The organism is Ancylomarina sp. (assembly GCF_041555295.1).
In the GTDB taxonomy this organism is placed as follows: Bacteria; Bacteroidota; Bacteroidia; order Bacteroidales; family Marinifilaceae; genus Ancylomarina.
Genome location: NZ_JBFFKR010000024.1, coordinates 1 through 26819 on the forward strand (window position 1 = coordinate 1; position 26819 = coordinate 26819).

Annotated in this window: 23 protein-coding genes; 13 read left to right on the top strand and 10 right to left on the bottom strand. The window is 32.8% G+C overall.

Annotated features, from left to right (window positions below; genetic code table 11):
• Positions 1 to 509 (bottom strand): OB-fold nucleic acid binding domain-containing protein (locus ABY905_RS03640; protein WP_372640623.1); only part of this gene is annotated, 509 nt, incomplete at its 3' end.
• Positions 510 to 960: 451 nt separating this feature from the next.
• Here ABY905_RS03640 and ABY905_RS03645 point away from each other — a divergent pair.
• From ABY905_RS03645 to ABY905_RS03675, 7 genes are all read left to right on the top strand, one after another.
• Positions 961 to 1656, top strand: coding sequence for a DNA-binding domain-containing protein (locus tag ABY905_RS03645; protein ID WP_372640626.1), 696 nt, complete (start codon positions 961 to 963; stop codon positions 1654 to 1656).
• Positions 1657 to 2060: 404 nt separating this feature from the next.
• Positions 2061 to 3716 (top strand): AMP-binding protein, encoded by a 1656-nt coding sequence (locus tag ABY905_RS03650; protein WP_372640629.1) that lies wholly within the window; start codon positions 2061 to 2063, stop codon positions 3714 to 3716.
• A gap of 886 nt (positions 3717 to 4602) precedes the next feature.
• Complete coding sequence (locus ABY905_RS03655; RefSeq protein WP_372640631.1) at positions 4603 to 4983, top strand: response regulator; 381 nt, start codon at positions 4603 to 4605, stop codon at positions 4981 to 4983.
• A 124-nt stretch (positions 4984 to 5107) separates the two neighbouring features.
• Positions 5108 to 6130 (top strand): Holliday junction branch migration DNA helicase RuvB, encoded by a 1023-nt coding sequence (gene ruvB, locus ABY905_RS03660; protein ID WP_372640633.1) that lies wholly within the window; start codon positions 5108 to 5110, stop codon positions 6128 to 6130.
• A 35-nt stretch (positions 6131 to 6165) separates the two neighbouring features.
• Positions 6166 to 6498 (top strand): hypothetical protein, encoded by a 333-nt coding sequence (locus ABY905_RS03665; RefSeq protein WP_372640636.1) that lies wholly within the window; start codon positions 6166 to 6168, stop codon positions 6496 to 6498.
• A 545-nt stretch (positions 6499 to 7043) separates the two neighbouring features.
• Positions 7044 to 7889 (top strand): sensor histidine kinase, encoded by an 846-nt coding sequence (locus ABY905_RS03670; RefSeq protein WP_372640639.1) that lies wholly within the window; start codon positions 7044 to 7046, stop codon positions 7887 to 7889.
• Positions 7890 to 7906: 17 nt separating this feature from the next.
• Positions 7907 to 8611: a response regulator transcription factor gene (locus tag ABY905_RS03675; protein ID WP_372640641.1), complete on the top strand. Its 705-nt coding sequence runs from the start codon at positions 7907 to 7909 to the stop codon at positions 8609 to 8611.
• An 83-nt stretch (positions 8612 to 8694) separates the two neighbouring features.
• On the opposite strand, the gene ABY905_RS03680 is transcribed toward ABY905_RS03675, so the two are convergent.
• Complete coding sequence (locus ABY905_RS03680) at positions 8695 to 9429, bottom strand: ComF family protein (protein ID WP_372640643.1); 735 nt, start codon at positions 9427 to 9429, stop codon at positions 8695 to 8697.
• Positions 9430 to 9705: 276 nt separating this feature from the next.
• On the opposite strand from ABY905_RS03680, the gene ABY905_RS03685 reads away from it, so the two are divergent.
• Complete coding sequence (locus ABY905_RS03685) at positions 9706 to 10524, top strand: TonB family protein (RefSeq protein WP_372640646.1); 819 nt, start codon at positions 9706 to 9708, stop codon at positions 10522 to 10524.
• Positions 10525 to 10689: 165 nt separating this feature from the next.
• Positions 10690 to 12096, top strand: coding sequence for a family 16 glycosylhydrolase (locus tag ABY905_RS03690; protein WP_372640648.1), 1407 nt, complete (start codon positions 10690 to 10692; stop codon positions 12094 to 12096).
• An 83-nt stretch (positions 12097 to 12179) separates the two neighbouring features.
• On the opposite strand, the gene ABY905_RS03695 is transcribed toward ABY905_RS03690, so the two are convergent.
• The 6 genes from ABY905_RS03695 to hemW all read right to left on the bottom strand — a co-directional run bounded on the left by ABY905_RS03695 (position 12180) and on the right by hemW (position 20713).
• Positions 12180 to 15605 carry an efflux RND transporter permease subunit gene (locus ABY905_RS03695; RefSeq protein WP_372640651.1) on the bottom strand — a complete coding sequence of 1142 codons (3426 nt, stop codon included), beginning with the start codon at positions 15603 to 15605 and terminating at the stop codon, positions 12180 to 12182.
• 60 nt (positions 15606 to 15665) lie between these two features.
• On the bottom strand, positions 15666 to 16787 hold the full coding sequence (locus ABY905_RS03700) for an efflux RND transporter periplasmic adaptor subunit (RefSeq protein WP_372640654.1): 1122 nt from the start codon (positions 16785 to 16787) through the stop codon (positions 15666 to 15668).
• 97 nt (positions 16788 to 16884) lie between these two features.
• Positions 16885 to 18234, bottom strand: a complete 1350-nt coding sequence (locus ABY905_RS03705; protein WP_372640657.1) for a TolC family protein — start codon at positions 18232 to 18234, stop codon at positions 16885 to 16887.
• A 27-nt stretch (positions 18235 to 18261) separates the two neighbouring features.
• Entirely contained in the window at positions 18262 to 18873 is a 612-nt protein-coding gene (locus ABY905_RS03710) for a TetR/AcrR family transcriptional regulator (protein WP_372640660.1), read from the bottom strand.
• 267 nt (positions 18874 to 19140) lie between these two features.
• A complete protein-coding gene (locus ABY905_RS03715) occupies positions 19141 to 19539 on the bottom strand; it encodes a rhodanese-like domain-containing protein (protein ID WP_372640663.1) in 399 nt (132 codons plus the stop codon).
• A gap of 40 nt (positions 19540 to 19579) precedes the next feature.
• Positions 19580 to 20713 carry a radical SAM family heme chaperone HemW gene (gene hemW, locus ABY905_RS03720; RefSeq protein WP_372640666.1) on the bottom strand — a complete coding sequence of 378 codons (1134 nt, stop codon included), beginning with the start codon at positions 20711 to 20713 and terminating at the stop codon, positions 19580 to 19582.
• Positions 20714 to 20903: 190 nt separating this feature from the next.
• On the opposite strand from hemW, the gene ABY905_RS03725 reads away from it, so the two are divergent.
• Entirely contained in the window at positions 20904 to 21623 is a 720-nt protein-coding gene (locus tag ABY905_RS03725) for a head GIN domain-containing protein (RefSeq protein ID WP_372640668.1), read from the top strand.
• Positions 21624 to 21815: 192 nt separating this feature from the next.
• Positions 21816 to 22238: a VanZ family protein gene (locus ABY905_RS03730; RefSeq protein WP_372640671.1), complete on the top strand. Its 423-nt coding sequence runs from the start codon at positions 21816 to 21818 to the stop codon at positions 22236 to 22238.
• On the opposite strand, the gene ABY905_RS03735 is transcribed toward ABY905_RS03730, so the two are convergent.
• Together ABY905_RS03735 and rpiB are read right to left on the bottom strand one after the other, a co-directional pair.
• Positions 22233 to 22676 carry an Rrf2 family transcriptional regulator gene (locus ABY905_RS03735; RefSeq protein WP_372640674.1) on the bottom strand — a complete coding sequence of 148 codons (444 nt, stop codon included), beginning with the start codon at positions 22674 to 22676 and terminating at the stop codon, positions 22233 to 22235. The genes ABY905_RS03730 and ABY905_RS03735 overlap by 6 nt on opposite strands.
• Before the next feature lie 220 nt (positions 22677 to 22896).
• Complete coding sequence (rpiB, locus tag ABY905_RS03740) at positions 22897 to 23328, bottom strand: ribose 5-phosphate isomerase B (RefSeq protein WP_372640677.1); 432 nt, start codon at positions 23326 to 23328, stop codon at positions 22897 to 22899.
• Between the two features lie 287 nt (positions 23329 to 23615).
• Here rpiB and dnaG point away from each other — a divergent pair, with 287 nt between their 5' ends.
• Together dnaG and ABY905_RS03750 are read left to right on the top strand one after the other, a co-directional pair.
• A complete protein-coding gene (gene dnaG, locus ABY905_RS03745) occupies positions 23616 to 25568 on the top strand; it encodes a DNA primase (RefSeq protein WP_372640679.1) in 1953 nt (650 codons plus the stop codon).
• A gap of 57 nt (positions 25569 to 25625) precedes the next feature.
• Positions 25626 to 26129 carry a pyridoxamine 5'-phosphate oxidase family protein gene (locus ABY905_RS03750; RefSeq protein WP_372640681.1) on the top strand — a complete coding sequence of 168 codons (504 nt, stop codon included), beginning with the start codon at positions 25626 to 25628 and terminating at the stop codon, positions 26127 to 26129.
• Positions 26130 to 26819: the final 690 nt, after the last annotated feature.

Consider the following 26819-nt stretch of genomic DNA (forward strand, 5'->3'; position numbering starts at 1 on the left):
CCCTCGGCATCAGAACCGGTGATAAGTGGTGTGTGCATGTAGAAGAATCCCTTCTTGTTGAAAAACTCGTGCACAGCAAAAGCCATGGCATGACGAATACGAAATACTGCTGAAAAGGTATTGGTACGGAAACGTAAATGAGCCTTTTCTCTTAAAAACTCCATAGAGTGTTTTTTGGGCTGCAATGGGTATTTTTCAGGATCGGCTACACCTAAAACTTCAATTTCAGTTGCTTCTAGTTCGACAGATTGTCCACTCCCTTTTGATTCGATTAACTTACCGTTAACCGAAATAGCAGCACCCGTTGTAATCTTCTTCAACAAGTCCTCATTAAAATTAGGAACATCAACAACGATCTGAATATTATTAATAGTAGAACCGTCATTTAAAGCAACAAAATTAATTTGCTTATTACCACGCTTGGTTCTTACCCATCCTTTAACATTTACTTCACTGCCGTACTCTTTCGAGAGTAACAGATCTTTGATCTTAATTCTTTTCTGTTCCATCTTTTATTCTGACTTAATGAGATTATACGCATCGGCTTAAATAAGAAAACCGATAACAAGGCTACAAAAATATAAAAATGCATTCAATTAAGCTTAGTTACATAGAATTAAATCATAAAAAGCTTTGAGTAGACGTGATTTACCCAAGGCAAATTGCAGATATAAACAAGGAAGGTAAAATATGCTTAAAAAGTTAAACGAGATATGTTTTAAAAGAAAACAACAAAGTACAGTTGTTTTTCGAACATCAAGTAAACATGCACTGGTAATCAGATCAAAATAATAAAATAGAATTAATAAATGTTAAATGACAAAAATCATAATATTTACCAAAACATTATTATTATATTTATTATTGATAAAAAAAAGCGGTGCAGTCTCTTGCTCATACTTTTCGACGGTGGAACTTAAGACTGCACGCTTATTGTTGAACGTTAAATATAGTAATAAAATGACTTTACCATTTATTCTTAGAAAAAATCACCTGACTGAGCGCGATGATGATTACTCTGCTCAACCCCTTGCCTTTGATACTTTGGATATGGACACCCTTATCCAGAAGTCAGTAAAACGACACAGTTCTTTAAATGTGGCTGACTCAACAATTGCTATCAGAGCTTTTCAGGAGCAAGTTTACGAAGAGCTATTGGCCGGTAACAACATTATTACACCTATGTGTAATATCCGATTGAGTATATCAGGTGTATTCGATGGGGATAATATGGAGTTTAATCCAGAGAAACACAAGGTGAATTTAAACTTTAATGCCGGAATCGACTTCAAAGGTTTACCTAATGAAATTAAGCTCAAGAAAATGGCGACTGCCGATGTGCTACCAGAACTTGAATATTTTGAAGATTCGGATAGCCATACCCGTAACGAGACCATTACGCCTGGTAAAGCTGCCATAATTAAAGGGGCTCGTATTAAAATTAATCAGGAAAGTGCAGAGGAAGGCATCTTCTTTATTGCTGAAGACAATAATGAAACTAAGGTAGAGACCTACCTAAGAAACATGCCATCGGAACTAATATTCTCGACTCCCGAAACCTTAGCAGCTGGTAAATATCATGTTGAAGTTCGTAGTAAACTCGAGGGGAAAACCTTACGTATTGGTGAACTTGAATATGCACTCACCGTAAATTAAGCTTTCCTACACAAAACAAAAAGGCTCTGCTGATCTATCAACAGAGCTTTTTTTGTGCTTTAAATTTTTAACTACTTTCCTTTCAAAAAATACACCTAAGTATTTTCCGATTTTGCACTAGTGTACTTTCGAACAAGACACCTAAGTACTTTCCACTTTTACACTAGTGTATTTTTTAATCTCCCTTAATTCTTTTTAGATATTCCAGATCAATCGCGTCCTAAACGATTATTCATTAATATATAATGCTGTGAATAATAACTATTTTTTTCAATATTAATGTCGTTGTTCTTTTATACTGATATGATGCTGTTTAAACCTTTTTGTACAAAATATCATCTGCCATTTTATCATTTAATAACAAGATTAGTATCTTTAGAAACTTAGAATAACACATTAAACCTATGATTAAAAACAAGTTAATTCATTCCATTAAGGAAAGTATTCAAAATAACTGGGAGTCTCCAGCCTTTACCAACTACCAAAAAGATAGTCTGAGTTTTAAAGAAGTCGCTCAACATATCCAATGGCTTCATATTCTCTATAAGGAGATGGGTATAAAAAAAGGAGATAAAATTGCGCTTATTGGACGTAACCTAAACAACTGGGCAGTTACTTATCTGGCCACAGTTACTTATGGTGCTACCATTGTTCCAATTCTCCCAGATTTTAACTCAGGAGATATTCATCACATCATCAACCATTCTGAAGCATCTTTACTTTTTACAACAGAGAATATTTTCAATAAAATTGATGATTCTAAGATTAAAAAGGTAAAAGGAATTCTCTCTTTAAACGATTTTTCTCTACTCTGTACTTCTTGTGATAAACTAGAGAAAACTGTGAAAATTGCCCATGAAAAAGCAAACAAAAAAACTTTAGATAAGGATCAATTAGAATATGCCGATCCTAAAGAAAGTGAAATTGCTGTTCTATCCTACACATCAGGAACATCAGGTTTTTCGAAAGGCGTTATGCTAAATTATAGAAGCTTACACTCTAATGTACAAATTGCTTTCGATCATATCGATTTGAGACCACAAGATAAGGTTGTTTCATTCTTACCATTGGCACACGTATTTGGTTGTATGTTTGAATTCCTTTCTGAGTTTTGTTGTGGGTGTCATGTGGTTTTTCTATCACGCGTTCCAACTCCACAGCTTATAACCAAAGCTTTTCAGGAAGTTCAACCTCGCCTTATTTGCCTGGTTCCATTAATCATGGAGAAAATATATAAGAAACGTATTTTACCTGCTTTAGAAAGTCGTCGTGTAAAGTTGATGCTTAAAATTCCTATACTGGAAAAGAAGGTTTATAAAAAAATTAGAAATTCCCTAATCGAAACCTTTGGCGGCCAATTTATCGAAGTTATTATTGGTGGAGCTGCCTTAAGTAAAGAAGTTGAAGATTTTCTTAAAAAGATAGATTTTCCATTTACCATTGGCTACGGAATGACAGAATGTGGTCCATTGATTAGTTATAGTCCTAGTGGTAAATTCCGTCCTCATTCTTGTGGTCACGTAGTCGATAGAATGCAAGTGCGAATAGATTCAAAAGACCCCTTAAGTATCGTTGGTGAAATACAAGTTAAGGGCGATAATGTGATGACAGGTTATTACAAAAATACAGAAGCCACAGCCGAGGCTTTAACAAAAGATGGCTGGTTAAAAACAGGCGATTTAGGTATCATTGATCAAGATGATGTAATCTATATCAAAGGCAGAAGCAAAAACATGCTTTTGAGTCCATCGGGGCAAAATATCTATCCTGAAGAAATAGAATCGAGATTAAATAATTTACCTTTTATACAAGAGTCAATTATCACCGACGATAAGAATCACAAATTAATTGCTCTGGTTTATCCAGATTATGAAGTTTGCGATGCAGAGGGTTTAACTAAAGAAGAAATTCAGGAAGCTTTCGAATCGGATAGAAAAATTTTGAATAAGGATCTTCCAGCTTATATGAATGTATCAAGGATAGTTCTTTTTCCTGAGGAGTTTGAAAAAACACCAAAACGAAATATTAAGAGATTTCTTTATACCGAGATGTATCATTAGAAGCTAAATTCAAAATGAATTTTTAAGCAGCTACATATAAAGTGTAGCTGCTTTTTTTTGCCTTAAAAAGGGCTAAATATAAAACCTAAAAATGCATTGAAATATTAAAAAAACTAAAGATAAATGCAACCTTTTTATTTAAAACAAGTATAAGTACGCATAATCCTTATTAGAATTATATCCTGGAATATGGTTAGTATTAAAGTTAGTAGAGAACATTGAGTATCGTTTTATTTTTTCATGCAATAGAGTACATATGATTCTAATAAGCAATTATTTACAACAGTTTTTGAAGAAATCAACAGTTTTGTTCACATTTAGTTAACATACTGTTGATTTTTTCTTGTTAAATATTTGAAACAATTCTTTGGATATTTGATTAAGCATTTGGTATGAAAAAAATATTCCAACTAACCAATTTTACTTTTAAGTAATGAAATTGGATCTTCCAACAGTTTATCAACAGTCTGTTAATAATAAATCAATAAGTTCTTTTTATAAAAACACGTTATCAACAGATTGTTTATAACACCCATAAAACTCTCTAAAACAAAAGCCCTATATTAACATCCTATGTTAATAGCCTGTTATTAGACTTATTTGCTCCTAAAATCCTATAAAAGATGTTTTCAATTACCAACATTATCAACAGGACATTATAATCATCATATATTTTAGAGAAATTAAAAGAAAAGATAATAATATAATAAGTGTTGATAAAGGGATAAGAATGGTGGATAAGGTTAAATTTGAAAAAAGAGGGTTTTCTCCAAATTGAAAATATAATAACCTAAAAAAAGCTTTCTAAAAATCAGTTACATTTGAGTCGAAACTAAATTGATAAATTTAGTATCTTGCATTCTACTATTCTAAACTGAACAAAAGAATGAGCTGGGAAAATAGAAACTTTAGATTACTATTGGTGGAAGACAACAAACTGAATCAAATTGTTGTGAAGTTTAGTTTAAAACGATTTGGTTATGAAATTGTAACTGCCAACAATGGTATTGAAGCTATAGAGGAATTTAACCAAGGCGAATTTGATTTTATTCTGATGGATGTGATGATGCCTGAGATGGATGGTTTAGAAGCAACCAAACACATACGAGGACTTGAAAATGGCAGCAATATTCCAATTATTGCCCTTACTGCTGATGTGATTACTGCAACGGCGAATAAATGCAAAGATTGTGGTATGAGTGCTCATATGTCAAAACCTTTCGATGTAGAGAAACTTTTTGAGATCCTGGAAAGTTTAAATCTATAAATGAATATCACTGATAATTTTTATCTCATTTGTGATTTTATATCAAACAAATGAGACTATTTTTGTGCTTTGCAATATACAGTTTGCTAGTTATTTTAAACTGCTTTTATATAACATTTAGGAAATGGATGATAAGCTCGACATAAGAAATCAAGACATTAAGGATAAGGAGATTGATGTTGATCAACAATTAAGACCCTTACGTTTTGAAGACTTTAGTGGACAACAAAAAATTGTTGAAAATCTTGACATTTTTGTGAAAGCAGCTAAAATGCGTGGAGAAGCTTTAGATCATGTTTTACTTCACGGACCTCCGGGTTTAGGTAAAACAACTCTATCGAATATTCTTGCAAATGAATTGGGAGTTGGCATTAAAATCACATCAGGCCCTGTTTTAGACAAACCTGGAGATTTGGCAGGACTCTTAACCAATCTCGATGAGAACGATGTTCTTTTCATCGACGAGATACACCGTTTAAGCCCCATAGTCGAAGAATATTTGTATTCTGCCATGGAAGACTTCAGAATAGATATTGTGATTGATAAAGGGCCTGCTGCGCGTTCAATTCAATTGGAATTAAATCCATTTACTTTAATTGGTGCTACTACCCGTTCTGGCTTATTAACCTCACCTCTTCGTGCTCGTTTTGGTATCAACTCACACTTAGAGTATTACGATATGTCTATCCTGACCAAAATCGTAAAACGATCAGCTAAAATCCTTAATATTGAAATTACACACGAGGCTGCTGGAGAAATTGCTTCTCGAAGTAGAGGCACACCTCGAATTGTAAATGCATTACTTCGTCGTGTACGCGATTTTGCACAAGTAAAAGGAAATGGATCTATCGATATAGAAATTACTCGCTATTCACTAGAAGCCTTAAATATTGATAAGCATGGATTGGATGAAATGGATAATCGTATTTTAACAACCATTATCGACAAATTTAAAGGTGGACCAGTAGGGATTTCGACTATCGCAACTGCTGTAAGCGAAGACAGTGGTACCATTGAGGAAGTTTATGAACCTTTTTTAATTAAAGAAGGTTTCATTAAACGCACCCCTCGTGGAAGAGAAGTGACAGAACTTGCTTATACGCACTTAGGTAAAAGTCGATTCGATGAACCTAATACTCTTTTTTAAATCACACATTAAATTACATAATAAAAAATAAATTGATGTCAAAAATACGCTCAATTCTTTATTCTTTGGCAACTATATTAATTATTGTAGGTGCTCTTTTTATTTTACAAGATGATGCTTACGGGATCATCTTTCTTGGTTTGGGATTGGTTTTAAATATCGTTTATAGAGCGATAAATTTAGATCTTAAAAAAATCGCATACTTCCATTGGTTAGAACTTCTTAAGCTTGGTAATATGATCTTTATGGCTGCAGCTTGCTTGAGTTTTGTTTTTGAATCAGAGCAAAAATTTAATCTTTTAATACTTTCAATTGTTTTAGATTTATTGCTTAATATGAAAGAGATTTCCTTTAAAAAGAAAGCTTAATTATTTGGGGTATTTTCTGCGTTATAGAATGAATAACCATTGAAATATAAATGGGAGTGTAGTCAGTTTATTTGATTATGACTCTCATTTTTTTTTACTAATTATTGTGAGTCTTTTTTTTCTGAAATTCTTAAATAATACCTTCAATCATTTTTAATAAATAAGCATTAACTTAGAAAGTGTTATTTTTTTATCAAACTTAAGGGTAGTTAAAATAATTTAATCTTAACCATTACTTAATATAACAAACGCAAATACTCGTTTATTAATTTGAATATTTGTACAAGAAAAAAACATTAACATTATCTTTATTTTATATTGATGTAAATCTGATTTTAGACTTATTTATGCAAATTATATCTTCCAAGAAAGTCAATTTTTTAATAACATTTTCCAGTGTAATTATCATTCTGATTGAATTTTTACTTTACACATATATCGAAGATAAAGCTTTGGTACTCTTCACAAGTTTAGTTTTTTTAAGCAGTTTTATGTTTATCATGTCTCGCTATTTAATTAGACGATTTTTATACTCTAAAATCCGAATGCTTTATAAAACGATTCATGACACCCAATTTGTTGACAAAGAGCTTATTGATAAAATAAAAACGATTGATATTCTTAAAGAAGCTGAAAAAGGAGTCAGAGAGTGGAGTGAAGGACGTGGTTCATTACTCATGCAAATGAAACGCCAGGAAGAATACCGAAAAGAGTTTATTGGAAATGTATCTCATGAATTGAAAACACCCATTTTTAATATTCAAGGTTATATTTTAACGCTACTTGATGGTGGTTTGGAAGATAAAAATATCAATAGATTATATCTTGAAAGGACCGAGAAGAGTATTAATAGAATGATTGGGATTGTTAAAGATCTGGAATCTATCTCGAAACTTGAATATGGAGAGTTAAAATTAATAATAGAGCGCTTTAATATTATTGACTCGATAAATGAGGTTGTGGAGATGCAAGAAATGCGTGCACAAAAGCATAAAATTAAAGTTGTATTTCCTCAGGCAAATTCTATTCCCAAATATGTAAATGCAGATAAAAAGGAAATTTTTCAGGCCATGGTTAATCTTGTTGTAAATTCAATAAAATATGGCAGACAAGGTGGTAAAACACATATTGAAGTGATGGAGATGGGCGATAAATATTTGATTGAAGTCAGAGATAATGGAATAGGAATAGAGCAAGATAATTTGCCTAGAATATTTGAACGTTTTTATAGAGTAGATAAAAGTCGATCGAGAAATATGGGGGGATCAGGATTAGGTTTGGCTATTGTCAAACATATTATTGATGCTCATGAACAAAGTATTAATGTAAGTAGTACTTACGGAAAGGGAACTAGTTTTACTTTCACACTCGATAAAGCAATAAACACTTAGCATATAAAATATTTGATATGGAAAATAGTGACTACAAAATTTTACTTGTCGATGACGAATCTGACATTTTAGAATTCTTAAGTTATAATATTAAGAAGGAGGGGTTTCAGGTTGAAACAGCTAATAATGGGATTGAAGGTATAGAAGTTGCGAAAAAATTTCAACCCCATCTTATTATTTTAGATGTGATGATGCCCGAAATGGATGGGATTGAAACTTGCGATAAATTGAGAGAAATGCCTGAATTTTCAGATGTTCTAATCACATTTTTAACAGCGAGAAGTGAAGATTATTCTCAAATTGCTGGTTTCGATGCTGGAGCAGATGACTATATTAGCAAACCTATCAAACCGAAAGTTTTAATTTCTCGAGTTAAAGCCATGCTGAAACGTGCTAATCGATCCAATAGTACTGCAAATAATATAGAAAATACCTTAAAGCAAATTGGACCTATTGCAATTGATAAGGAACGCTATTTGGTTATAAAAGGTGAAGAACAATTTTCTTTACCTCGAAAAGAATTTGAATTGTTGTGTTTATTATCATCTCGTCCACAAAGAGTTTTTACCCGAGAGGAAATTTATAATGGTGTTTGGGGAGAAAATATAATTGTTGGTGATCGAACAATTGATGTTCATATTCGAAAATTAAGAGAAAAATTAGGTGATAATTTGATAAAAACGATAAAAGGTGTCGGCTATAAATTTGTAGATAACGAGTAGATATTCCTGATTAAATGATTTAAAAGCTTAATTTATACAAAGATTAAAAATAAATTAAGCCTTTTTCATGCAATAAAGTTAATTTAGGCTTGTGCCAGACAAGCAATACTAACTTTAATTTGATTCGTTTCTAATAATCTTTGAGCGCATGCTTCGAGAGTTGCACCCGTTGTGACCACATCATCCACCAATAAAACATGTTTATTTTTTATTTGTTCGGATGATTTTAAAGCAAACACATTTTTTACATTTAGCCATCTTTCAATTTTATCCTTTTTAGTTTGCGATTCTGAATGGATGTTTCTTACGAGAACATCAACAAGTAATTTAGTATTCATGACTTCTGCCATGCCTTTTGCAATCATTTCAGATTGGTTATAGGTTCTGGCTTTTTTCTTTTTTGGATGGAGTGGGACGGGGATGATGAAATCAATATCCCTGTACTCATCTGAATTCATTAAGGTATTTCCAAAATGCCTACCTAGTTCAATACCTATTTCAGCTTGTCTATTGTATTTTAGTTTATGTATGAGTTTTTGGTATCTACTACCTTTATTAAAAGTGAAAAATGCAGTGGCATTATCAATTTTAACACGACCTATGAAAATTTCAGAAATGGGATTTTCTTTCTGAAAATGGAAGTTTGTTTTAGGCAATTGGAAGAGACAAGACGTACAAATTACCTTTTCACCTTTAAATAAGTAATTACCACAAGCTGCACAGTTTAGTGGGAAAAATAGATTTAAAAAATCCCACCAAGTACTTGTTATATAATACCTATATGCATTCCAATTTTTATAACGTGTTTTAAGAGGCATGTGAAATAGGTTTTAAGCCCTCTATGTAGTTAAAAGGCTTATTATCAGCTATAATTTAAAAATTTAATCCTAAATAAAAAAATAGTTTTGATAGTAGTCGTTTGATCAACTTTGTCTTAGTATTTATTTAATTATTATATTATTAAATTATAAGAATGAGTTTGTATTTTAATAAATTGGAAAGAGGCTTAATATCATTTTCTTCAAAATTGTCTATTTCAACTAATCTTGATAGCTTTGTTTGATCTTAAATCTTAATCAGAATTAATAGAATTGGTGGCTAAGTCGGAATTAAATAAAGAAAATGAATCCAGCACAAATATGAGTGCTTGGGAGGAATTGAAGGACTACTTAAATCGTAATCGTTACGGATTAATGGGAACTTTGGCTTTTCATATGGTCTTATTTATTCTTTTGTTATTGTTTAAGCTCAATTCACCCATGCGTTTTGTTGAAACTGAAATTATCTTAGCCATTCCTGATGATATTGTGGAACAAATAGAACAGGAAAATAAAAGAGTTGAGGAAGATAAAGTTGAGAAACAAAAAGAGAATATATCCAGCAGTGTTGATGAAATGCTAAAGTCAATAGCAGTCAACCAAGATTTAAAAACTGTGAATAGGAAAGAACGAACAGCTCAGGATATTGATAAAATGATTGATGATATCAAGCAAGAGTTAGATGGTTATGAATCCAATGAATATGGTGCTAGCCAAAAAGATATCGAAGCGTTTAAGCGTGATAGCTCTCAATTAGCTAAAGAACGGAAAGAGCAATTGAAATTAGATTCGCTAAAAAACATGGAGTATAGTGGGCCGAGTAGTGTTTTTTATAGCTTGAAAGGTCGACATAAATTAATCTTACCAATTCCTGTTTTTAAATGTGAAAATTCAGGTCGAGTTCGTGTTGAAATCACAGTGAGTCGCCAAGGTAAGGTGATAAAAGCAAAAGTAGTTCAGAAGGAATCCGATACGACTGACGAAAATTTATATGAAGCAGCTTTAGATGCTGCATACCGATCTCGTTTTAATGCTGACAATAAGAGTCCGATTAAACAAATAGGAAGCATTACTTTTAATTTTATTAGACAATAATTTAGATCCAAAACTTAGTGATAATCACTTGTTTGTCAATTCTTATAGTTTGTTTATGGCAGAATTCAATTTGTTCGTAATAATGATTCATCTATTCAATTAATGGAGAATTTATAATAAATGATTAAATTCGGAATTCATAATCAAAATCAAATAGCATAAAATATGGCTTTATTCCTTTCATCAAAACTTCGAAAAGCAGCTGATACTTCATTAATAGAAGATAGAAAAACTCAGCTTTTTAACGATCACGAAGAATTTATTGCTTTTGAACAATCTGAGGAATTACAAAATTATATAGAGCTCGAAAGAGAAATAAACTCTGAAGATTATAAGCAAAATAAAAAGCAAATTGAATCTAAATCATTCAAAGGAAGTGAGCTTGAAAGGAAAGAAAAAGAGCTGAAAAGTCTTATAAAATCAAAACGCTATAGAGTTTATTCATCTGTTCACGAAGGAACTGAACTTTCTAAGTTTGAAAAAATGAAGGAGTCAGAAGACCTCGTGAAATATATGGAATTGCAAGCTGAAGTTAATTCAGGAAAACTGACTAAAAAGGAAGATAAAGAAACTTGGTTACTATATAAGAAACTTAAAAAATCTTCAGAGATAAGAACCTATTTTAAGTTTAAGAACTCAAATAAGCATGATATTTATTTTGAGGTTTTGGCTTCAAATTTATTACAAGAGATTGAAGATTTAAAAGCTGAGTTAGCTTCAAAAGAATTTATATCTGAAAAGGAATTCTTATTGGATAAAAAGCGATTCGAAAAAACAGAGGCTTTTAATAGATTGATTACTTATAAAGAACTAAATGAATCGGAATCATTTAAAAAATATTTTCAATTCCAAAAAAAGAACGATTTTCACCTTGTTCGGGAATGGGAGTTAACCTTCTCTGAAAATTTCGAGAATTCAGAACTGGACAAGGAAAAGTGGATGACTCGATATTATTGGGGCGATGTATTGATGAATGATGATTACGCACTTCCAACAGATGCTCATATTTTTTCAGAAAAAAATATTAAAATATCAGATTCTGTTGCTCGACTTGAAACTCGTAAAGAAACTGCTCAAGGTAAAGTTTGGGATGCCAAAATTGGTTTTGTTCCCAGAGAATTTGATTATACTTCAGCCTTGATTAGTACGGGAAAATCTTTCAGACAAAAATATGGTTTGTTTGAGGCCAAAATTAAAGTGAGTGATATAAAAAATGTGATGCATGCATTTTGGATGCTTTCCGATACAAGCTTGCCACATATTGATATTGCCAGAACCAGCAGCTGTGGGAAATTATTTACAGGGCATATTACAGGAAGTGAAGAGAAACCTTTGGTTAACAAAGCAAAAATAAAAGGCCTTGATTGGACCAATGATTTTTTTATTTATTCTTTGGAATGGGCACCCAATAAATTGGTTTGGAAGATTAACGATGTGGTTGTTTATACCCAAACTGAGAATATACCTCACGAACCCATGTATCTAATTTTAAGTTCAGGAGTTTCAAATCCAAATTCAGATGTGAATGCTGTTATGGAAATTGATTGGGTTAAATGTTATCAGAAGTGTTAATATTAGATTCACGAATCTATTAGAATATAAAATGCCCCAAGCTCGTTTGAGTTTGGGGCATTTCTTTTACTAATTATATAGTCTTATTTTTTTCTCTTTTCAGCAAGTCGATAAAGTCTGTGCTCAACTTGAGTTGATATTCTAAACATCACAGGTGCAATAATCAATGTAAGGAAAGTGGCAACGGTTAAACCGAAAATCACTGTCCAGGACATTGGTCCCCAAAATGCAGTACTATCACTCCCAAAGGATAGCTGTGGATCGAATTCACTAAAAAGCGTTAAGAAATTAAAATTCATACCTATTGCCAATGGTAATAAGCCCAATACAGTTGTAATAGCTGTAAGTAAAACTGGACGTAAACGTGTTTTTCCTGCTTGAGCAATACAATCAATTTCTTGCTGTGGTGTCAGATATTTTCTACCCTCTAAGTCAGTATTCGCTTTTTTCTCTTTTCTAAGCAGATCGATATAATCGACCAGAACAATACCATTGTTGACCACAATACCTGCTAGAGATATGATACCAATACCTGTCATTAAAATAACGAATGGCATTTGGAAAGTACCTAAACCAAGGAATACACCAATAGTACTAAAAAGAACGGTAATCATGATGATTAAAGGCTTAATAGCTGAGTTAAATTGAGTTACTAAAATTAATGTAATCAAAGCTAAAGCAATCATAAGAGCTTCGGCTAAGAAAGCTGATGTCTCATCTTGTTCTTCTTGCTCACCAGTCAACTTAAAATCATATGACTTTGGCATATTATAATCAGCCATTAATTCTCTAATACGAGTATTAATAACATTGGCATTATAGCCTTCAACAACATTTGAATAAATAGTTACAACACGTTTGTTTTCTATACGGTTGATACGCTCGTATGTTGAGCCATACTTATATGAAGCTACCGATGAAATAGGAATCTGAATAAATTTATTATTCACAGGACTCATCAGAGAAATTTTTTGATTCATTAGAGCTGGAACATCGTAGCGATATTTATCGCTTAAACGCAGCATGATATCAAACTCATCCTCACCATCCTTAAATTTAGAAACCTCTAAACCATATAGTGAATTACGAAGTGCACTTGCAACTTGACTGGTAGATAAACCAAATCGACGAACCTTGTCTCTATCGATATTGATCAACATTTCAGGTTTTCCTTGATCCAAATCTAATTTTAACTCTTCAATACCTGGAATTTTATCAGCATCAAGCATTTGTTTGATGTTATTTGAAATAGTTAATAACTCTTCAAAATCATCACCAGAAACTTCTAAGTTAATAGGATTTCCAACTGGAGGTCCATTATCATCTTTTTCAACAAATATCTTCGCACCTACAAACCCGTTAAGATTTTTAGATATGAGTTTCATAATTTCAGAAGTACTATGTCCTTTTCTATCTTTAAATTCAACAAAAGAAACAGTCGTTAAAGATTTATTTGCAGCACGACTTGATTCGAACATACCACCTTTACCTGATCCAACATTGGTTGCTATAGAACGGATTATATCCTGATAGGGTTCAAGTGTCTTCTTAACAATTTTTTCTACTCTTTCAGATATCTCATCTGTTTTATGAATATCGGTTCCCAAAGGCAATTCCATAGTCACATATACTGATTTTGGATCATTATCTGGAAAGAATACAACTGTTGGGTTACTTCCAAAATAAAAGGAAATAGAACCAATCGTTAATATAAATGTTGCGGCGAAGAAAAGAAGAGGGCGATAACCTCTAAGAGCAAATCGTAAACTTTTTTCATAAACATTCTCAAGAGTTACCAACATTTTTAATTGGAACCAACGTGCAAAAGGTCTTAATGCTAATAAATTAAAGAGCATGATAAGTGCTATACAAGCTAAAATATTGGCAACGAAATAACTTGTTGCAATATAGAAAGGTATTGAAATCGCGATAATAATAGAAATAATTGTAATAACCCTTTTGTATTTCAGTTTTGCTTTGATGTTATCTATCTTAACAAAAGTTGCTGTAAAGACAGGATTCAGAATTAAGGCAACAAATAGAGATGATGTCAAAACAATAATCAACGTAATAGGCAGATATTTCATAAACTCACCCATAATGCCACCCCACATCAATAGAGGGAAAAAGGCTGCAACAGTTGTTGCTGTTGATGATATTATGGGACCTGCAATCTCACTCACCCCTTTTTTAGTTGCTTCGAGAGGAGAGAGGCCTTCCTCGTGGAGTCGATAAACATTCTCGACGACGACAATGGCATTATCAACCAACATACCTAAGGCCAGAATCAGAGAAAAAAGGATCATCTGATTAATGGTATATCCCATTTGATTTAGAACAATCATTGAGATAAACATTGACATAGGAATAGCTAAACCAGAGAATAAGGCATTTCTTAATCCCATAAATAAATACAGAATAAGAACAACCAAAATCATACCCATGATAATAGAATTCTCCAAATCGCTAATCATTCCACGTACATCTTCCGAAGTATCGTTCGTAACAGTTACGGTTAAGCCCTCTGGTAAAAAACCACTTTCTTTAAGTTCAGCAATAATCTTATAAATCTGATCGGTAGCTGCCAGAAGATTTTCTCCAGATTTCTTACTCAGGGATAGAGAGACAACAGGGTTGTTATTTAAACGGGAAATTGAAGAAAGTTCTTCATATCCATCAATAACTTCGGCTACATCTTTAAGGTAGACAACTTTATTATTTGTGACTTTTACAATGGTGTTTTGAATCTGTTCCATTGACGTATAGTCAGCTGAAGTACGAATACTTCTACGTGTATTATCTGTAATTAAAGTACCAGCACTCATGGTCACATTTTCGTCACCTATAGCTGTTTCTATATCTTCAAAAGCAATACCATTGGCTTCCATCTTGTGCAAATCAGCGTTGATTTTAATTTCACGCTCATCAATACCCTTAATGTCTGCCTCTGAAACTTCAGCCAAAGATTCAAATTTATCTTGCAGCTCTTCAGCAAAATGCTTTAAATCATCTAAGCCGTAATCTCCAGATAAGTTAACATTTAGGATAGGGAAATCGGCCATATCAATATCCGCAACAACAGGATCGCTTGGCATATCATCTGGTAATTCGCTTAATGCTTTATCAACTTTATCTTTTGTGTCTTGTAAAGCTTGTTTAACTTCAATATCTGTATTGAACTCTACTATAATTAAACTCAGATCTTCGAACGAAGCAGAGGATAATTTCTTGACATTTTTTAGAGATTTTAATTCCTTCTCAATTGGTCTTGTCACCAGGTTTTCGATATCGACAGGTGAGTTACCTGGATATGGTGTAGAAATTGAAATATTTGGAATAACTACTTCAGGGAATAATTCCCTTGGCATACCCATGTATGAGAATAAACCATACAAACATAAAAGACCAGTTAGAATAAAAATGGAATTCTTGTTCTTTAGGGCTGCGAACGTAGGTTTAAACTGCCTTTGTTCAGGTTTGGCAGGTGTGTTTTTAGTATTATCGTTCATCTTTATATTATTGTGTATCGATAGGATCGGGATGAAATGCGAAAATTATTAGTACGGTAATTATTTAATATTAATAAGTGTACCGTTAACGACTTGTGAGAAACCTTCAGTAATAATCAAATCTCCTAATTTAAGTCCTGATTCAATCATAGAAAGGTTGTTGTAAGTTTTAGAAACACTTACGTAAACTTTTTTTGCCAACATTTTCTTATCCTTCTTTTCAGCAATATATAAGTAGCTCCCTTCAAAGTCTTTCTTAATAATAATAGAAGGAACAACTAAAGCCTCATTCTGAACAAAATCGCGAATTTTAATAATTGAGATAAGATTTGGTTTAATAATTTGACCAGGGTTTTTTAAATTCACACGAACTTTAAAGCTTCTATTGGCAGGATCGATAACATTAGATGTGCGATAAATAGGTGCTTCCGTCTGGTAATTAATAGCAGGAAAATCTAATTGAGCAGTTCCACCAGCTTTAATAGAATTCAGATAAGTTTCTGAAACATCACCTTCAACGTAAACACGATTGATATTTACCAATTGTGCTAGTGGGGTAGAAGGACCAGCCATTTCGCCTGTTCTCTGGTAAATTTCATCGATAATGCCATCAAAAGGAGCACGAACAATAGCTAAATCTTTTTGAGATTCAAGAGCACTTAGTTTACTTTTTAGAGATTCCAAATTTGATTTAATAGTTAAGAATTCTACTTCAGAACCAATTTTTTGATTCCATAAACGCTTTTGTCTGTCGAATAGAGTTTTGCTTAAAGCCAACTGAGTTTTCAATTCATCAATATCGTTTTGAAGTTTTGAAAAATTTAGCTGAGCAATCACATCTCCTTGCTTCACATGCTGTCCTTCTTTTACATCAATAGAAATGATATTCCCAGATGTTTCAGGTTGAATGGTAATATTTTTATCAGCTTCTACATTTCCTGTAATTTGAATGAAGTGTTCAAATTTTGAAGCATTCAATTTCTCTACGTTTACATTTAAAGCCATTTCTTTTTTAGCTCCCTTGTTAACTTCAGATTCAAGTTTCGAAATCTTTTCTTTCAAAACCTTCAGTTCAGTTCTGTATTCTTTTAGCTTTTCTGTTTTGTCTTTATTTTCGTCCGCATTTTTTGCAGAACATGCAAACAACAATGGAATAAGACCTGCTATAATAATTTTTTTCATCGTTTTGTATTTTAAAATCAGTTTTCAAAATTGTATATGGATGGATTCTGATTTTTTATAAGTGTAAATTGATTGTTAGATATTAAAGTTTGGAAACTTATAATTTCCCCAAGGCTTTATCGAATGCAACTTTTGAATTTAATAACTGAAGTGTTGAACCAATGTAAGCCGAATGAGAATTCAAATACTGTTGTTCGTTATTCGAAAGCTCGGTACTTGTGGCAACACCTTCGTTAAACTTCACTAGTGTTCTGTCGTAAATTCGTTTTGCAATTTCCAAACCTTCAAAGTCGTTTTCGTAATTATCTTTAGCATTCACCAATGAATTGTACGAAATACTCAAATCCTTTTTAAGACTTTGTTCTGTATTGTATTTAAGATCTTCAATTTTCTTATAATTGATTTTCTCTTGCTTAATCTTAGAACGACGATTAAAACCAGTGAAAATTGGCAGGCTCATTTTTAAACCAATCATAGATGATTTAAACCATGGCACATTGCTTTTATAAACATTAGAGGCATCAGTACTGGTATTTTTACCATAGCTGTAAAATGCTGAAATATTAGGCAGATAACCCGCTTGTTCATTTCTAATGATTAACTTTTGAGCTTTAAGCTGAGTGCTTACAATCCTATAGTCGATATGATTTTTAAGATCTAATTCGGTTGATTCTGTTTTAGAAATTAATAGTGGATTGATGAAAGCTTCTAAGTTGTTTTTGAGTTCAATCTCTTTTTCTATCTCATAACCCATGGAAAATTTCAGCATGATAAGTGCATTTGAAATCGCTCTTTTAGCATCTGACAATTGATTCTCAGAACGCTTAAGCATTAACATCACCTGATCAACATCTAACTCTTCACGAAAACCATTTTCGTAATAAGCTTTGGTTTCAAAATGGGTTTTCTTGGTGATAGTTACATTCTCTTCAATGGTTTTGTAATTTTCTCTAGCTATTAATACATTATAATAGGCTTGAGCTACAAGATCTTTAACTTCAATCTCAGATTTTATTTTTGTGTTTTGCGATAGTTGAACAAAAATTTTAGCAGCACCAAGACCTATGATATATGAACCATCAAAAATTTTCTGATCAACATTAATTGTAGCAGAACTCGCAAAGGTTTGCCCAAATTTAACGGGTGTGTATTCACCAGCCACACCTCCAAAAAATTCAGCAGGTAATAAGCTTACAGGAATATCTAAATTCTTCGAATAGTCTGCGCTAGCTTTAACTTGTGGTAAACCTGTCGAAATAGCCTCCCATACTTTTTTCTTGGCCACCTTTAAATCGTAATCGCTTCCCTTAACCATAAAGGAATTTTCTAAAGCATAGTTTTGGGCTTCCTGCAAACTAAATTTTATGAGATTCTCAGTTTGGGCTTTCAGGCTCCAACTTGAAAATACCAACAAAACGATGCTCGCAATTTGTAGGATATTCTTCATTTGTTGTTTCATTATTTTAGTGGTCAATTAATTTTGTTTTAATTTATTGAGGTATTCAATACCTTTTATGCTACAAATACCATGTAAATGGTATATCGTGAGTTCCTTATTTAATTCTTCACTCATTAATTCTTCTTTGCTGAAAACATCGTATTCTTCTTTCCACATATTTAAATAGAAACGAACCAATAAATTGGAAACGATATCAATATTCAATTCCTGTCGATAGAATCCTTCTTCAATCCCCTGTTTTATATTAAACCTCAATCCTTCACGAAAGAGTTTCATCTTACCATTTTTGAAATTACTCCACAGTTCCGGATGGTATTTTTTTAAATCGAATTCCAGGGAATGGTGAGGCTTTTTTATCATTTCGGAGATGAACTTATAAAACTTCCAGTATCGTTCAATGGCATTCAACCCTTCAAACTTTGGAGATTCAAAAGAGAATTTTGGGTGGGATAATTCCCATTTTAATGCCTGACCTATAAGATCTTGTTTGTTGGAATAATACTGATATAATGTTTTTTTAGAAATAGCGAGCTTTTTTGCAATATCATCCATAGAAATACTGCGAGTTCCACAGTCGAAAAACATTTCACAGGCATATTCCAATATTTTTTGTTTCTGGTTTTCCATTTTGCAAATATAGCGCATAAATAAACTCAGGAAACTATATCTGTGTTAAAAGTTTCCAGTGTTTTCATTAAACTATTTAATTCAATCTGTGAATAGTTATACTATACCTATTAGAATAAGTTCATTAGGACATGATAAATGTAGAAACTTTTTTGACGCTGTAAGTTTCCTTATAGGTAAAAGGAGGTTAATTATCGGTAAACTGATGGGAAAATTAGATGGTTATTTTGCTGTTAGCTTAATAGTGGGGGATCAGAAATTGGAACGTTAATTTGTAGTGAAGGATTCTACGTTAAACAACCTTTCTTTCCAAAGTGTAATACCGCCCCTTAGGGTATAAATCTTATGCGGATATTTTTCTGCGATTAACCAACTGGCTCTCTGACTCCGTTTCCCATATTTGCAATAAATTAAAATTGGGCGCAAAACTGGTGTGGTGTCCAGAATTGAAAAAAGTTTTTCAGATGTTTCTGCAAATACTGCACTGGCAATATGACCTTCAAGGTGATCAATTATTCTGCTGACATCGATTAAGAGATGATTATTGTCTTCTAAAATAAGGGATTGAAATTTTCTAGCACTTACTTTTTTAAATTCTATTTTTTGTCCTTGGACAGTGAAGGTCACAAGTACAATGAGGAAGCTTATAAGTAATATGCATTTCATGATATCATGGAATATTTATAGATTCTTTATTCTCAATTATTTATTCCTCTATGTAGAAGAAGTCTGACATCACATCGTTTGAAATAAAAACACCCTTGTCTGTAAGAATGATATGTTCGTTTTCTATTCTCACATCATCACTTTCAATAAATTTATCAGCTTTTTCCAAGCAATTTTTATAGTATTGCTCACCGAACTTATTCTTTACTACGTTTAAATCTAGCCCCCACATGGTTCTCAACGATGTTAAAACATAGTCATTAAATTTATCGTTGAAACTGAGTTCTTCATATTCTGAATACTCACCTCCCTTCTCAACAGCATTCATGTATTTCAGATTGTCGGATATATTCCATTCCCTTCTGTTTATATTATATGAATGTGCTGAAGGGCCTAGGCCTAAATACGTTTTTTGCTGCCAATAGCTACTATTGTGTTTCGATTCTAAGCCTGTTTTACTGAAGTTGGATATTTCGTAGTGTGAAAATCCATGCTTTTTTGCTTCAGAAATAAGGAGTTTATATTGAGCCAAGCTGACATCTTCGTCAACTTCCTTTATAATTCCTTTTTTCAGTTTGTGAGTAAATACAGTATTGGGATCATACATTAAATGGTACGATGAGATATGCTGTATATTCAATTCAAATACTTTTTTAAGATTCTCTTCCCATTTTTGAAAAGTCAAGCCGGGCACACCGTATATCTGATCGACAGAAATATTATTGAAACCATAGCCTTGAGCTCTTTTAATTGCATCATATGCTTGTTGTCCAGAATGACGACGGTTCATTAATATCAAATCTTCATCGTGAAAAGATTGAATACCCACCGATAGTCTGTTTACTGAAGTTTCTTTTAAATCTTTAAGGTAGTCGTGAGTTAAGTCATCAGGATTAGCTTCTAAAGTGACTTCAGCATTTTCATTTATTGTGAAATGTTGTGCGACTTCAGATATTAATGATTGAATTTCTTTTGGGGAATAGACAGAGGGTGTTCCTCCGCCAAAGTAAATGCTATCAATATTTTCCCCCTTCAGGTAGCCTTTTCTATCATTAAGTTCTTTCTTCAGGCAACTTAGCATCCTTTCTTTGGCTTGCAGACTAATGCTTTTATGAAACGCACAGTAATGACAAAGCTGTTTACAGAAGGGAATATGAAAATAGATACCTGACATGAGGGTTTGTTTATGAGTTTAATATAAGATGCTTAATTTCAAAACGATTGAACATTTATTATATTGTGTCAATTCATATTTGAAATTATGATGCAACATTAGTTAAAAAATGTCGTCTTTCAGATAGTTGATACCAACCAAATTAAGATTTTTTGTTTAAGCCCGTCTACTCGGGATAAAAATATTTAGCATGAATAAGTTAAGAAATATCATAACAGGTCTTGTGGCTTTACTATTGATTTTTGCTATTAGCACACCTGTTTTTGCTGATGGCGTTAAAGGAAATGGAAATGTCAAGACCGAAGTTCGTGAGGTAAGCGATTTTTCTGGTATTAAAGTCAGTGGTGCCTATACCATTTATCTTAGTCAGGACGATAATTGTAGCCTTAAGGTTGTAGCAGATGAAAATATTCAGAAACTAATTAAAACAGAGGTCAGAAATAATGTTTTATACATTAAGAATGAAGAAAATATTCGTGATACAAAAAAAATGGAGCTTTATATTGGCTTCAAGTATTTACGTTTCATCAAGGCGAATGGTGCAATTTCATTGAAAAACGAAAATCTGTTGAAATTTGATGAGCTTGAAATTGAAATAAATGGTGCTTCTTCAGCTAAGCTTGAATTATCAGCCAATAAACTATCAATCGATAATAGCGGAGCCTCTTCAATTAGTCTCAAAGGGAATTGTAAAGAGCTAAATATTGATATTTCAGGTGCTGGTAGTGTAAATGCAGTTGACTTAAGAGCTCTTGAAGCTCGTGTAGATATTAGCGGTGTTGGAACGGGTAAAGTTTTTGTGGAAAATAAATTAAGAGTTAGCATCTCGGGTATTGGATCAGTTAAGTATAAAGGAGATCCTACTGTTACCAGTGATATTTCGTTCTTAGGTGTTCTTAAAAAAATATAAGACCATAATACTAATATATTGATTTTCCCCCTATGTTTAAAAAAGTTAAACATGGGGGATTTTCATGTCAATACTATTGGGCTTTGGAATTTCTTAAGCAACTTTATGCCTAACTTTGAAATTCTTCTTCCTACAGAGATTTTTTTTAAAAGTTGACTATCTGTACAAAAACTGTATTTTTATATCATGGGCATGAATCTATTCCTACGTAATATCATTTGGGCAATTGTCATTTTTGTTTTATGCTCAGTTCCTGGTGATAGCCTTCCCCATACTTCTATGATTGAAATTCCTCATTTCGATAAGATGGTTCACTTTGGGCTATTCTTTATTATGGGGATTCTACTAATTGCTGAATTACGATACCAAACAAAATTAAATAAAATCAGTATTGCAATACTCACCTTTCTAATGATCGCTATTTATGGAGGGACGATTGAGATATTACAAGAACGTTACTTTATTAATAGGAGTGGTGATTTTTGGGATCTTTGCGCTGATGTTGCTGGAGGAGTTTGTGCTATTTTCATGTTCCCCTTCCTAAAAAAACAAAAGGACTTACTTTTGAATCGTAAGCCCTTTTGTAATTATTCTTTTCTTAAGAAAATCTTATAAACTGATAAATTCGTCAGTTGCTTCAATTTCTGTAATTAGTTTACCAACAGTTCTGTCGTTAAACAAATCGTATAGCTGTTGGCGAATACCACCATATTGACCGTGAACAGGACAAGGAGCTTGGTTGTTTGTATCTGTTTTGCAAGGTCGCATTCCAATTAAACAATTTTCAAACATATCAAGTCCATCAACAATCTCAACGATATTCATCAAGCTAATTTCCATAGGATCCTTACCTAAACCAAAGCCACCATGAGGTCCTTTAGTTGAGCTAAGTAGTTTCTGGCGAGCTAAGCTTTGAAGAATTTTCCCTAAAAATGGAGTTGGAATTTCTAGATCTTCAGATATCTTTTTAATTCCAATTTTCTTACCATCCTGAGCGTGCAATGCCAAGTAGATAACCGATCGGATTGCGTATTTACAAGTATTCGATAACATTCTTATTCTTTTCTAATAATGATTAGCTCAATATGGAATTACATAACCATATGAACCAGTTTTTATTGTTTTGTGCTTAAATAAATTGGTTCCTTAAAAAGGATGGACAACCTATTCAGATGGGCAAATATAGGAAAATTAAAAGATTAATAACGCATCTCTAACTCTGTAATTCTCAATTTATCATGATTCTTAAATTCCGACATAATATGATAATAAATTATCTAACAGGAATTTTATCAATTCTTGTTTGGTGGCGCCCACCTTCAAAATCAGTTGAGATAAAAGTTTTAGCAATAGCTTGTGCTTCTTCGTAAGAAATAAAACGTGCTGGCATTCCACAAATATTTGCATTGTTGTGTAAACGCGCTAATTCAGCGATTTCAGCAGTCCAACAAAGTGCCGCACGAATACCTTGATATTTATTAGCAGTCATAGTAATACCATTTCCACTACCACAAATTGTAAATCCGAAGTTGAATTCCTTATTTTCTACAGCTTTAGCCAATGGATGTGCTGTATCAGGGTAGTCCATGCTATCTTCTGAATGACAACCAAAGTCTTTTACTTCATGACCCATTTGGGTGAAAAATTCAACTAATTGGTTTTTGTATTGAAATCCAGCGTGGTCACAAGCAATTGCAATTTTCATACTTTTTCTTTTGTATTTATACACTAATAAAACAAAATTAGGAATCTCCTAAGCTTTATTAGTGAACAAGATAGGTTTATTATAAATGATTGTTATTTCGATCGCAAAAGTAGTAAAATATGTATCAAGGTAGATGTCTTTTGTAAGCATTTATCTGGTGAAAACGAATATTAATGGATTTGTATCGATTTAAAAACAATTAATAATGAATACAAGCACAAATTTCTTGTTGAAATCTTTTTTCGAAATAGAGAAATCATTTAAGCCATCTTTCCTATTTTTGTTCCATGATTGATCAATCAACAGTACAGAGAATTTTCGATACAGCTCAAATTGACGAAGTCGTTTCTGATTTCGTAACTCTTCGAAAACGGGGCGTTAACTTTTTGGGACTGTGTCCTTTTCATAATGAGAAATCACCATCGTTCACCGTTTCTCCTGCCAAAGGTATTTATAAGTGCTTTGGTTGTGGTAAAGGTGGAAATTCGGTTAATTTCGTCATGGAGCACGAGCACCTCGACTATGTTAGCGCTTTAAAATATCTGGGTAAGAAATATCATATTGATATTGTCGACGAAGAATTGTCGCCAGAGCAGGAGCAGAGAAAAAATGACAGAGAGAGTATGATGATTGTCAACTCTTTTGCACAAAAATACTTTTCAGAGAAACTTTTACAAAGTGAGGAAGGTATTGCTGTTGGGATGAGTTACCTGCGTCAGCGAGGTTTTCGTGAAGATATTATAAATAAATTTCAAGTGGGATTCTGTCTTGACAGTTGGAATGCTTTTTCAGAGCAAGCGACTCAGTCAGGTTATAAAAAGGAATTTCTTGTAAAAACCGGTTTAAGTATTGATAAAGAAAAAGGGATGATCGACCGTTTCAAGGGTAGAGTCATTTTTCCGATACATGGTATTGCTGGTAGAACTCTTGGTTTTGGTGGACGAATTTTAAAGAAAGATCCCAAAGCTGCTAAATACCTTAACTCTCCAGAGTCTGAAGTTTATCACAAAAGCCGTATTCTTTATGGGATTTATCAGGCTAAAAAGAGTATTGTGCAAAACGATAAATGTTATTTAGTAGAAGGCTATACCGATGTTTTATCATTTCATCAGGCAGGGATAGAAAATGTTGTCGCTTCATCAGGAACGGCTTTAACTGCTGATCAGATTCGATTAGTTAAGCGTTTTTCTAATAATATGACCATTATATATGATGGTGACCCTGCTGGTATCAAAGCTTCTCTTCGAGGAATCGATTTAGTTTTGGAACAAGAACTAAATGTAAAGGTTCTCTTGTTACCTGATGGAGAAGATCCGGATTCATTTTCGAGAACGATGGGTTCAACGGAACTGACACAATATATAGAGAAGAACGAAACTGACTTTATTGTTTTTAAAACGAACTTGCTTTTAGCCGATGCTAAAAACGATCCGGTTAAGCGTGCCAATCTAATTATTGATATTGTCCGTTCAATCGCAATCATTCCTGATAATATTGTTCGTTCTGTATATGTGAAAGAATGTAGCAACATTCTAAATGTTGATGAACGCGTCTTATATACAGAGATTAATAAAATTAAGGGACGTTTGCAGGAAGAAGCCTGGAAAAATGAAGAGCGTTCAAATATCGAACTTCAGTCACAAGAAGATTCTATGGTCAATCAAAGTATTATCCGTGCCGATAATGATTGTGATTTGGAAGAAAGGGCTCTGATTCGCTTATTACTTAATTTTGGAAAAGAGGAACTGTTCAATCATAAGAATGAACAAGGCGATGAAGAGATGATTTTGGTTGGTACCTATATAGTAGATGAACTTGAACGTGATGAATTAACGTCGGTGAATGGAGCTTACCAGAAAGTATTTGATGAATATATGAAAAATAAGCTGGATCCGAATTTCGAATCTAAAACCTTTTTTAGAGATCATACCGATTCTAAAATTGTTCAGCTTGCTGCCGATATTATGAGTGAACCACACCAATTGAGTGGGATGTGGACTCGTAAGGATAGTTATATCGAATCGGAGGAGATGAAGCTGAAGGAGCTTGTTCCTAAAATTGTAAATGAATATAAAGGTAAAAAGGTGAAACTTCTGATTGAAGAAGTGGTACAAGAAATGCAAAAAGTTCAGGAAGCTGGCGATTCTGATCGATTGATGGAGTTGATGAAACAAAAAATGGTTCTTGATCAAATTAAGAATGCCATATCAAAAGAACTAGGAAATAGGACTGTTTTTTAAATGATGATACATAGGCTTGTATTTTAATATTTCAGCCTCAATAAAACGAATATACTTATGAAGACTGTATTTATAGAAGATCAGAAGGAGATTGATGAAATTATCAATTCATGCGATCTTTGCCATTTAGGAGTTATCGATACTGAAAATAGACCTTATGTAGTACCGATGAACTTCGGTTACCTGGATGGATACATCTATTTGCATGGTGCAAACTTTGGAAAATTGATTGATTCTTTAAAAAAGAACCCTGATGCCTGCCTTACTTTTTGTACTGATACAGTTTTGGCGTACCAGAATGTAGACGTTGCATGTAGTTATAGAGTAAAAGGTAAAAGTATTGTAGCTCGAGGAATTATTGAGTTTATTGTAGATTTCGATATAAAAGTAGATGCTCTTAATGCTATGATGGCACAATTCACAGATAGAAAGTTCACTTATAACTCTCCAGCTGTTAAAAATGTGGAGGTATATAGAATGAAGTTGGACGATTTCACCGCCAAAGAATTTGGGAAATTTAATGATCAAACCTTCCCTTGGATGAAAAAACACGGTAGATAACAATACGTATTATTTGTACTTGTTCTTATTTTCATGCATTTATGTTGTTTTTGATTTGAAGCGGGGTAGGAGCATACCATTATATGATATAGGAGAATTGATTTTTTTCTATCAAAAAAGGATAAGTGAAAACTTATCCTTTCTTTTTGGATTCTCATTTGATTTTGCTCGTCTGAATAGAGCGTATTTAGTGGGAAAAGTTGCCTGTAAAATCTTTTTTCAAAATAATGGCATCTGATTTTTAGCGGGTTAGTTTAAAACTAAAAGAAAGATGAGAAAACCATTAGGAAAGTTGGTAATATAAAGTCTATATTTGCACTCGCTTTAAGAGAGAGGCGTAGATCTTTGAATCGTTTGTAAGGGTTGTAAACATTGGGTTATCCTGATAAAAAACAATTAAAAAATAAACGAAAAAAGATTTGCAGTTTAGGAATTAAAGTTCTTATATTTGCAGCCGCTTAAGTAGCGAAAAGTTCTTAAAAAGTCTGGTAAGGGGAAGCGACGAGAGTTGAGAAATTAAGAGGAAATATTTCTCAAAATAATTTCAACTTTCATTTGGTTTTTAAAACTAAAAGTTGTTATCTTTGCACCCGCTTTGGCAGTGTAATCACAGTCAAAACAAAGGAAGAAATTTTGAACGAGAGTTCTTTGAAAATATTGGAAGTAGAATAAAGTTAGGTAAATACAAGA

What these genes read in the sequence shown, in the direction of transcription:
- ABY905_RS03645 (WP_372640626.1), top strand. Translation starts at nt 961, where the DNA reads ATGACTTTACCATTTATTCTTAGAAAAAATCACCTGACTGAGCGCGAT.
- ABY905_RS03650 (WP_372640629.1), top strand. Translation starts at nt 2,061, where the DNA reads ATGATTAAAAACAAGTTAATTCATTCCATTAAGGAAAGTATTCAAAAT.
- ABY905_RS03655 (WP_372640631.1), top strand. Translation starts at nt 4,603, where the DNA reads ATGAGCTGGGAAAATAGAAACTTTAGATTACTATTGGTGGAAGACAAC.
- ruvB (WP_372640633.1), top strand. Translation starts at nt 5,108, where the DNA reads ATGGATGATAAGCTCGACATAAGAAATCAAGACATTAAGGATAAGGAG.
- ABY905_RS03665 (WP_372640636.1), top strand. Translation starts at nt 6,166, where the DNA reads ATGTCAAAAATACGCTCAATTCTTTATTCTTTGGCAACTATATTAATT.
- ABY905_RS03670 (WP_372640639.1), top strand. Translation starts at nt 7,044, where the DNA reads ATGCTTTATAAAACGATTCATGACACCCAATTTGTTGACAAAGAGCTT.
- ABY905_RS03675 (WP_372640641.1), top strand. Translation starts at nt 7,907, where the DNA reads ATGGAAAATAGTGACTACAAAATTTTACTTGTCGATGACGAATCTGAC.
- ABY905_RS03680 (WP_372640643.1), bottom strand. Translation starts at nt 9,429, where the DNA reads ATGCCTCTTAAAACACGTTATAAAAATTGGAATGCATATAGGTATTAT.
- ABY905_RS03690 (WP_372640648.1), top strand. Translation starts at nt 10,690, where the DNA reads ATGGCTTTATTCCTTTCATCAAAACTTCGAAAAGCAGCTGATACTTCA.
- ABY905_RS03695 (WP_372640651.1), bottom strand. Translation starts at nt 15,605, where the DNA reads ATGAACGATAATACTAAAAACACACCTGCCAAACCTGAACAAAGGCAG.
- ABY905_RS03700 (WP_372640654.1), bottom strand. Translation starts at nt 16,787, where the DNA reads ATGAAAAAAATTATTATAGCAGGTCTTATTCCATTGTTGTTTGCATGT.
- ABY905_RS03705 (WP_372640657.1), bottom strand. Translation starts at nt 18,234, where the DNA reads ATGAAGAATATCCTACAAATTGCGAGCATCGTTTTGTTGGTATTTTCA.
- ABY905_RS03710 (WP_372640660.1), bottom strand. Translation starts at nt 18,873, where the DNA reads ATGGAAAACCAGAAACAAAAAATATTGGAATATGCCTGTGAAATGTTT.
- ABY905_RS03715 (WP_372640663.1), bottom strand. Translation starts at nt 19,539, where the DNA reads ATGAAATGCATATTACTTATAAGCTTCCTCATTGTACTTGTGACCTTC.
- hemW (WP_372640666.1), bottom strand. Translation starts at nt 20,713, where the DNA reads ATGTCAGGTATCTATTTTCATATTCCCTTCTGTAAACAGCTTTGTCAT.
- ABY905_RS03725 (WP_372640668.1), top strand. Translation starts at nt 20,904, where the DNA reads ATGAATAAGTTAAGAAATATCATAACAGGTCTTGTGGCTTTACTATTG.
- ABY905_RS03730 (WP_372640671.1), top strand. Translation starts at nt 21,816, where the DNA reads ATGAATCTATTCCTACGTAATATCATTTGGGCAATTGTCATTTTTGTT.
- ABY905_RS03735 (WP_372640674.1), bottom strand. Translation starts at nt 22,676, where the DNA reads ATGTTATCGAATACTTGTAAATACGCAATCCGATCGGTTATCTACTTG.
- rpiB (WP_372640677.1), bottom strand. Translation starts at nt 23,328, where the DNA reads ATGAAAATTGCAATTGCTTGTGACCACGCTGGATTTCAATACAAAAAC.
- dnaG (WP_372640679.1), top strand. Translation starts at nt 23,616, where the DNA reads ATGATTGATCAATCAACAGTACAGAGAATTTTCGATACAGCTCAAATT.
- ABY905_RS03750 (WP_372640681.1), top strand. Translation starts at nt 25,626, where the DNA reads ATGAAGACTGTATTTATAGAAGATCAGAAGGAGATTGATGAAATTATC.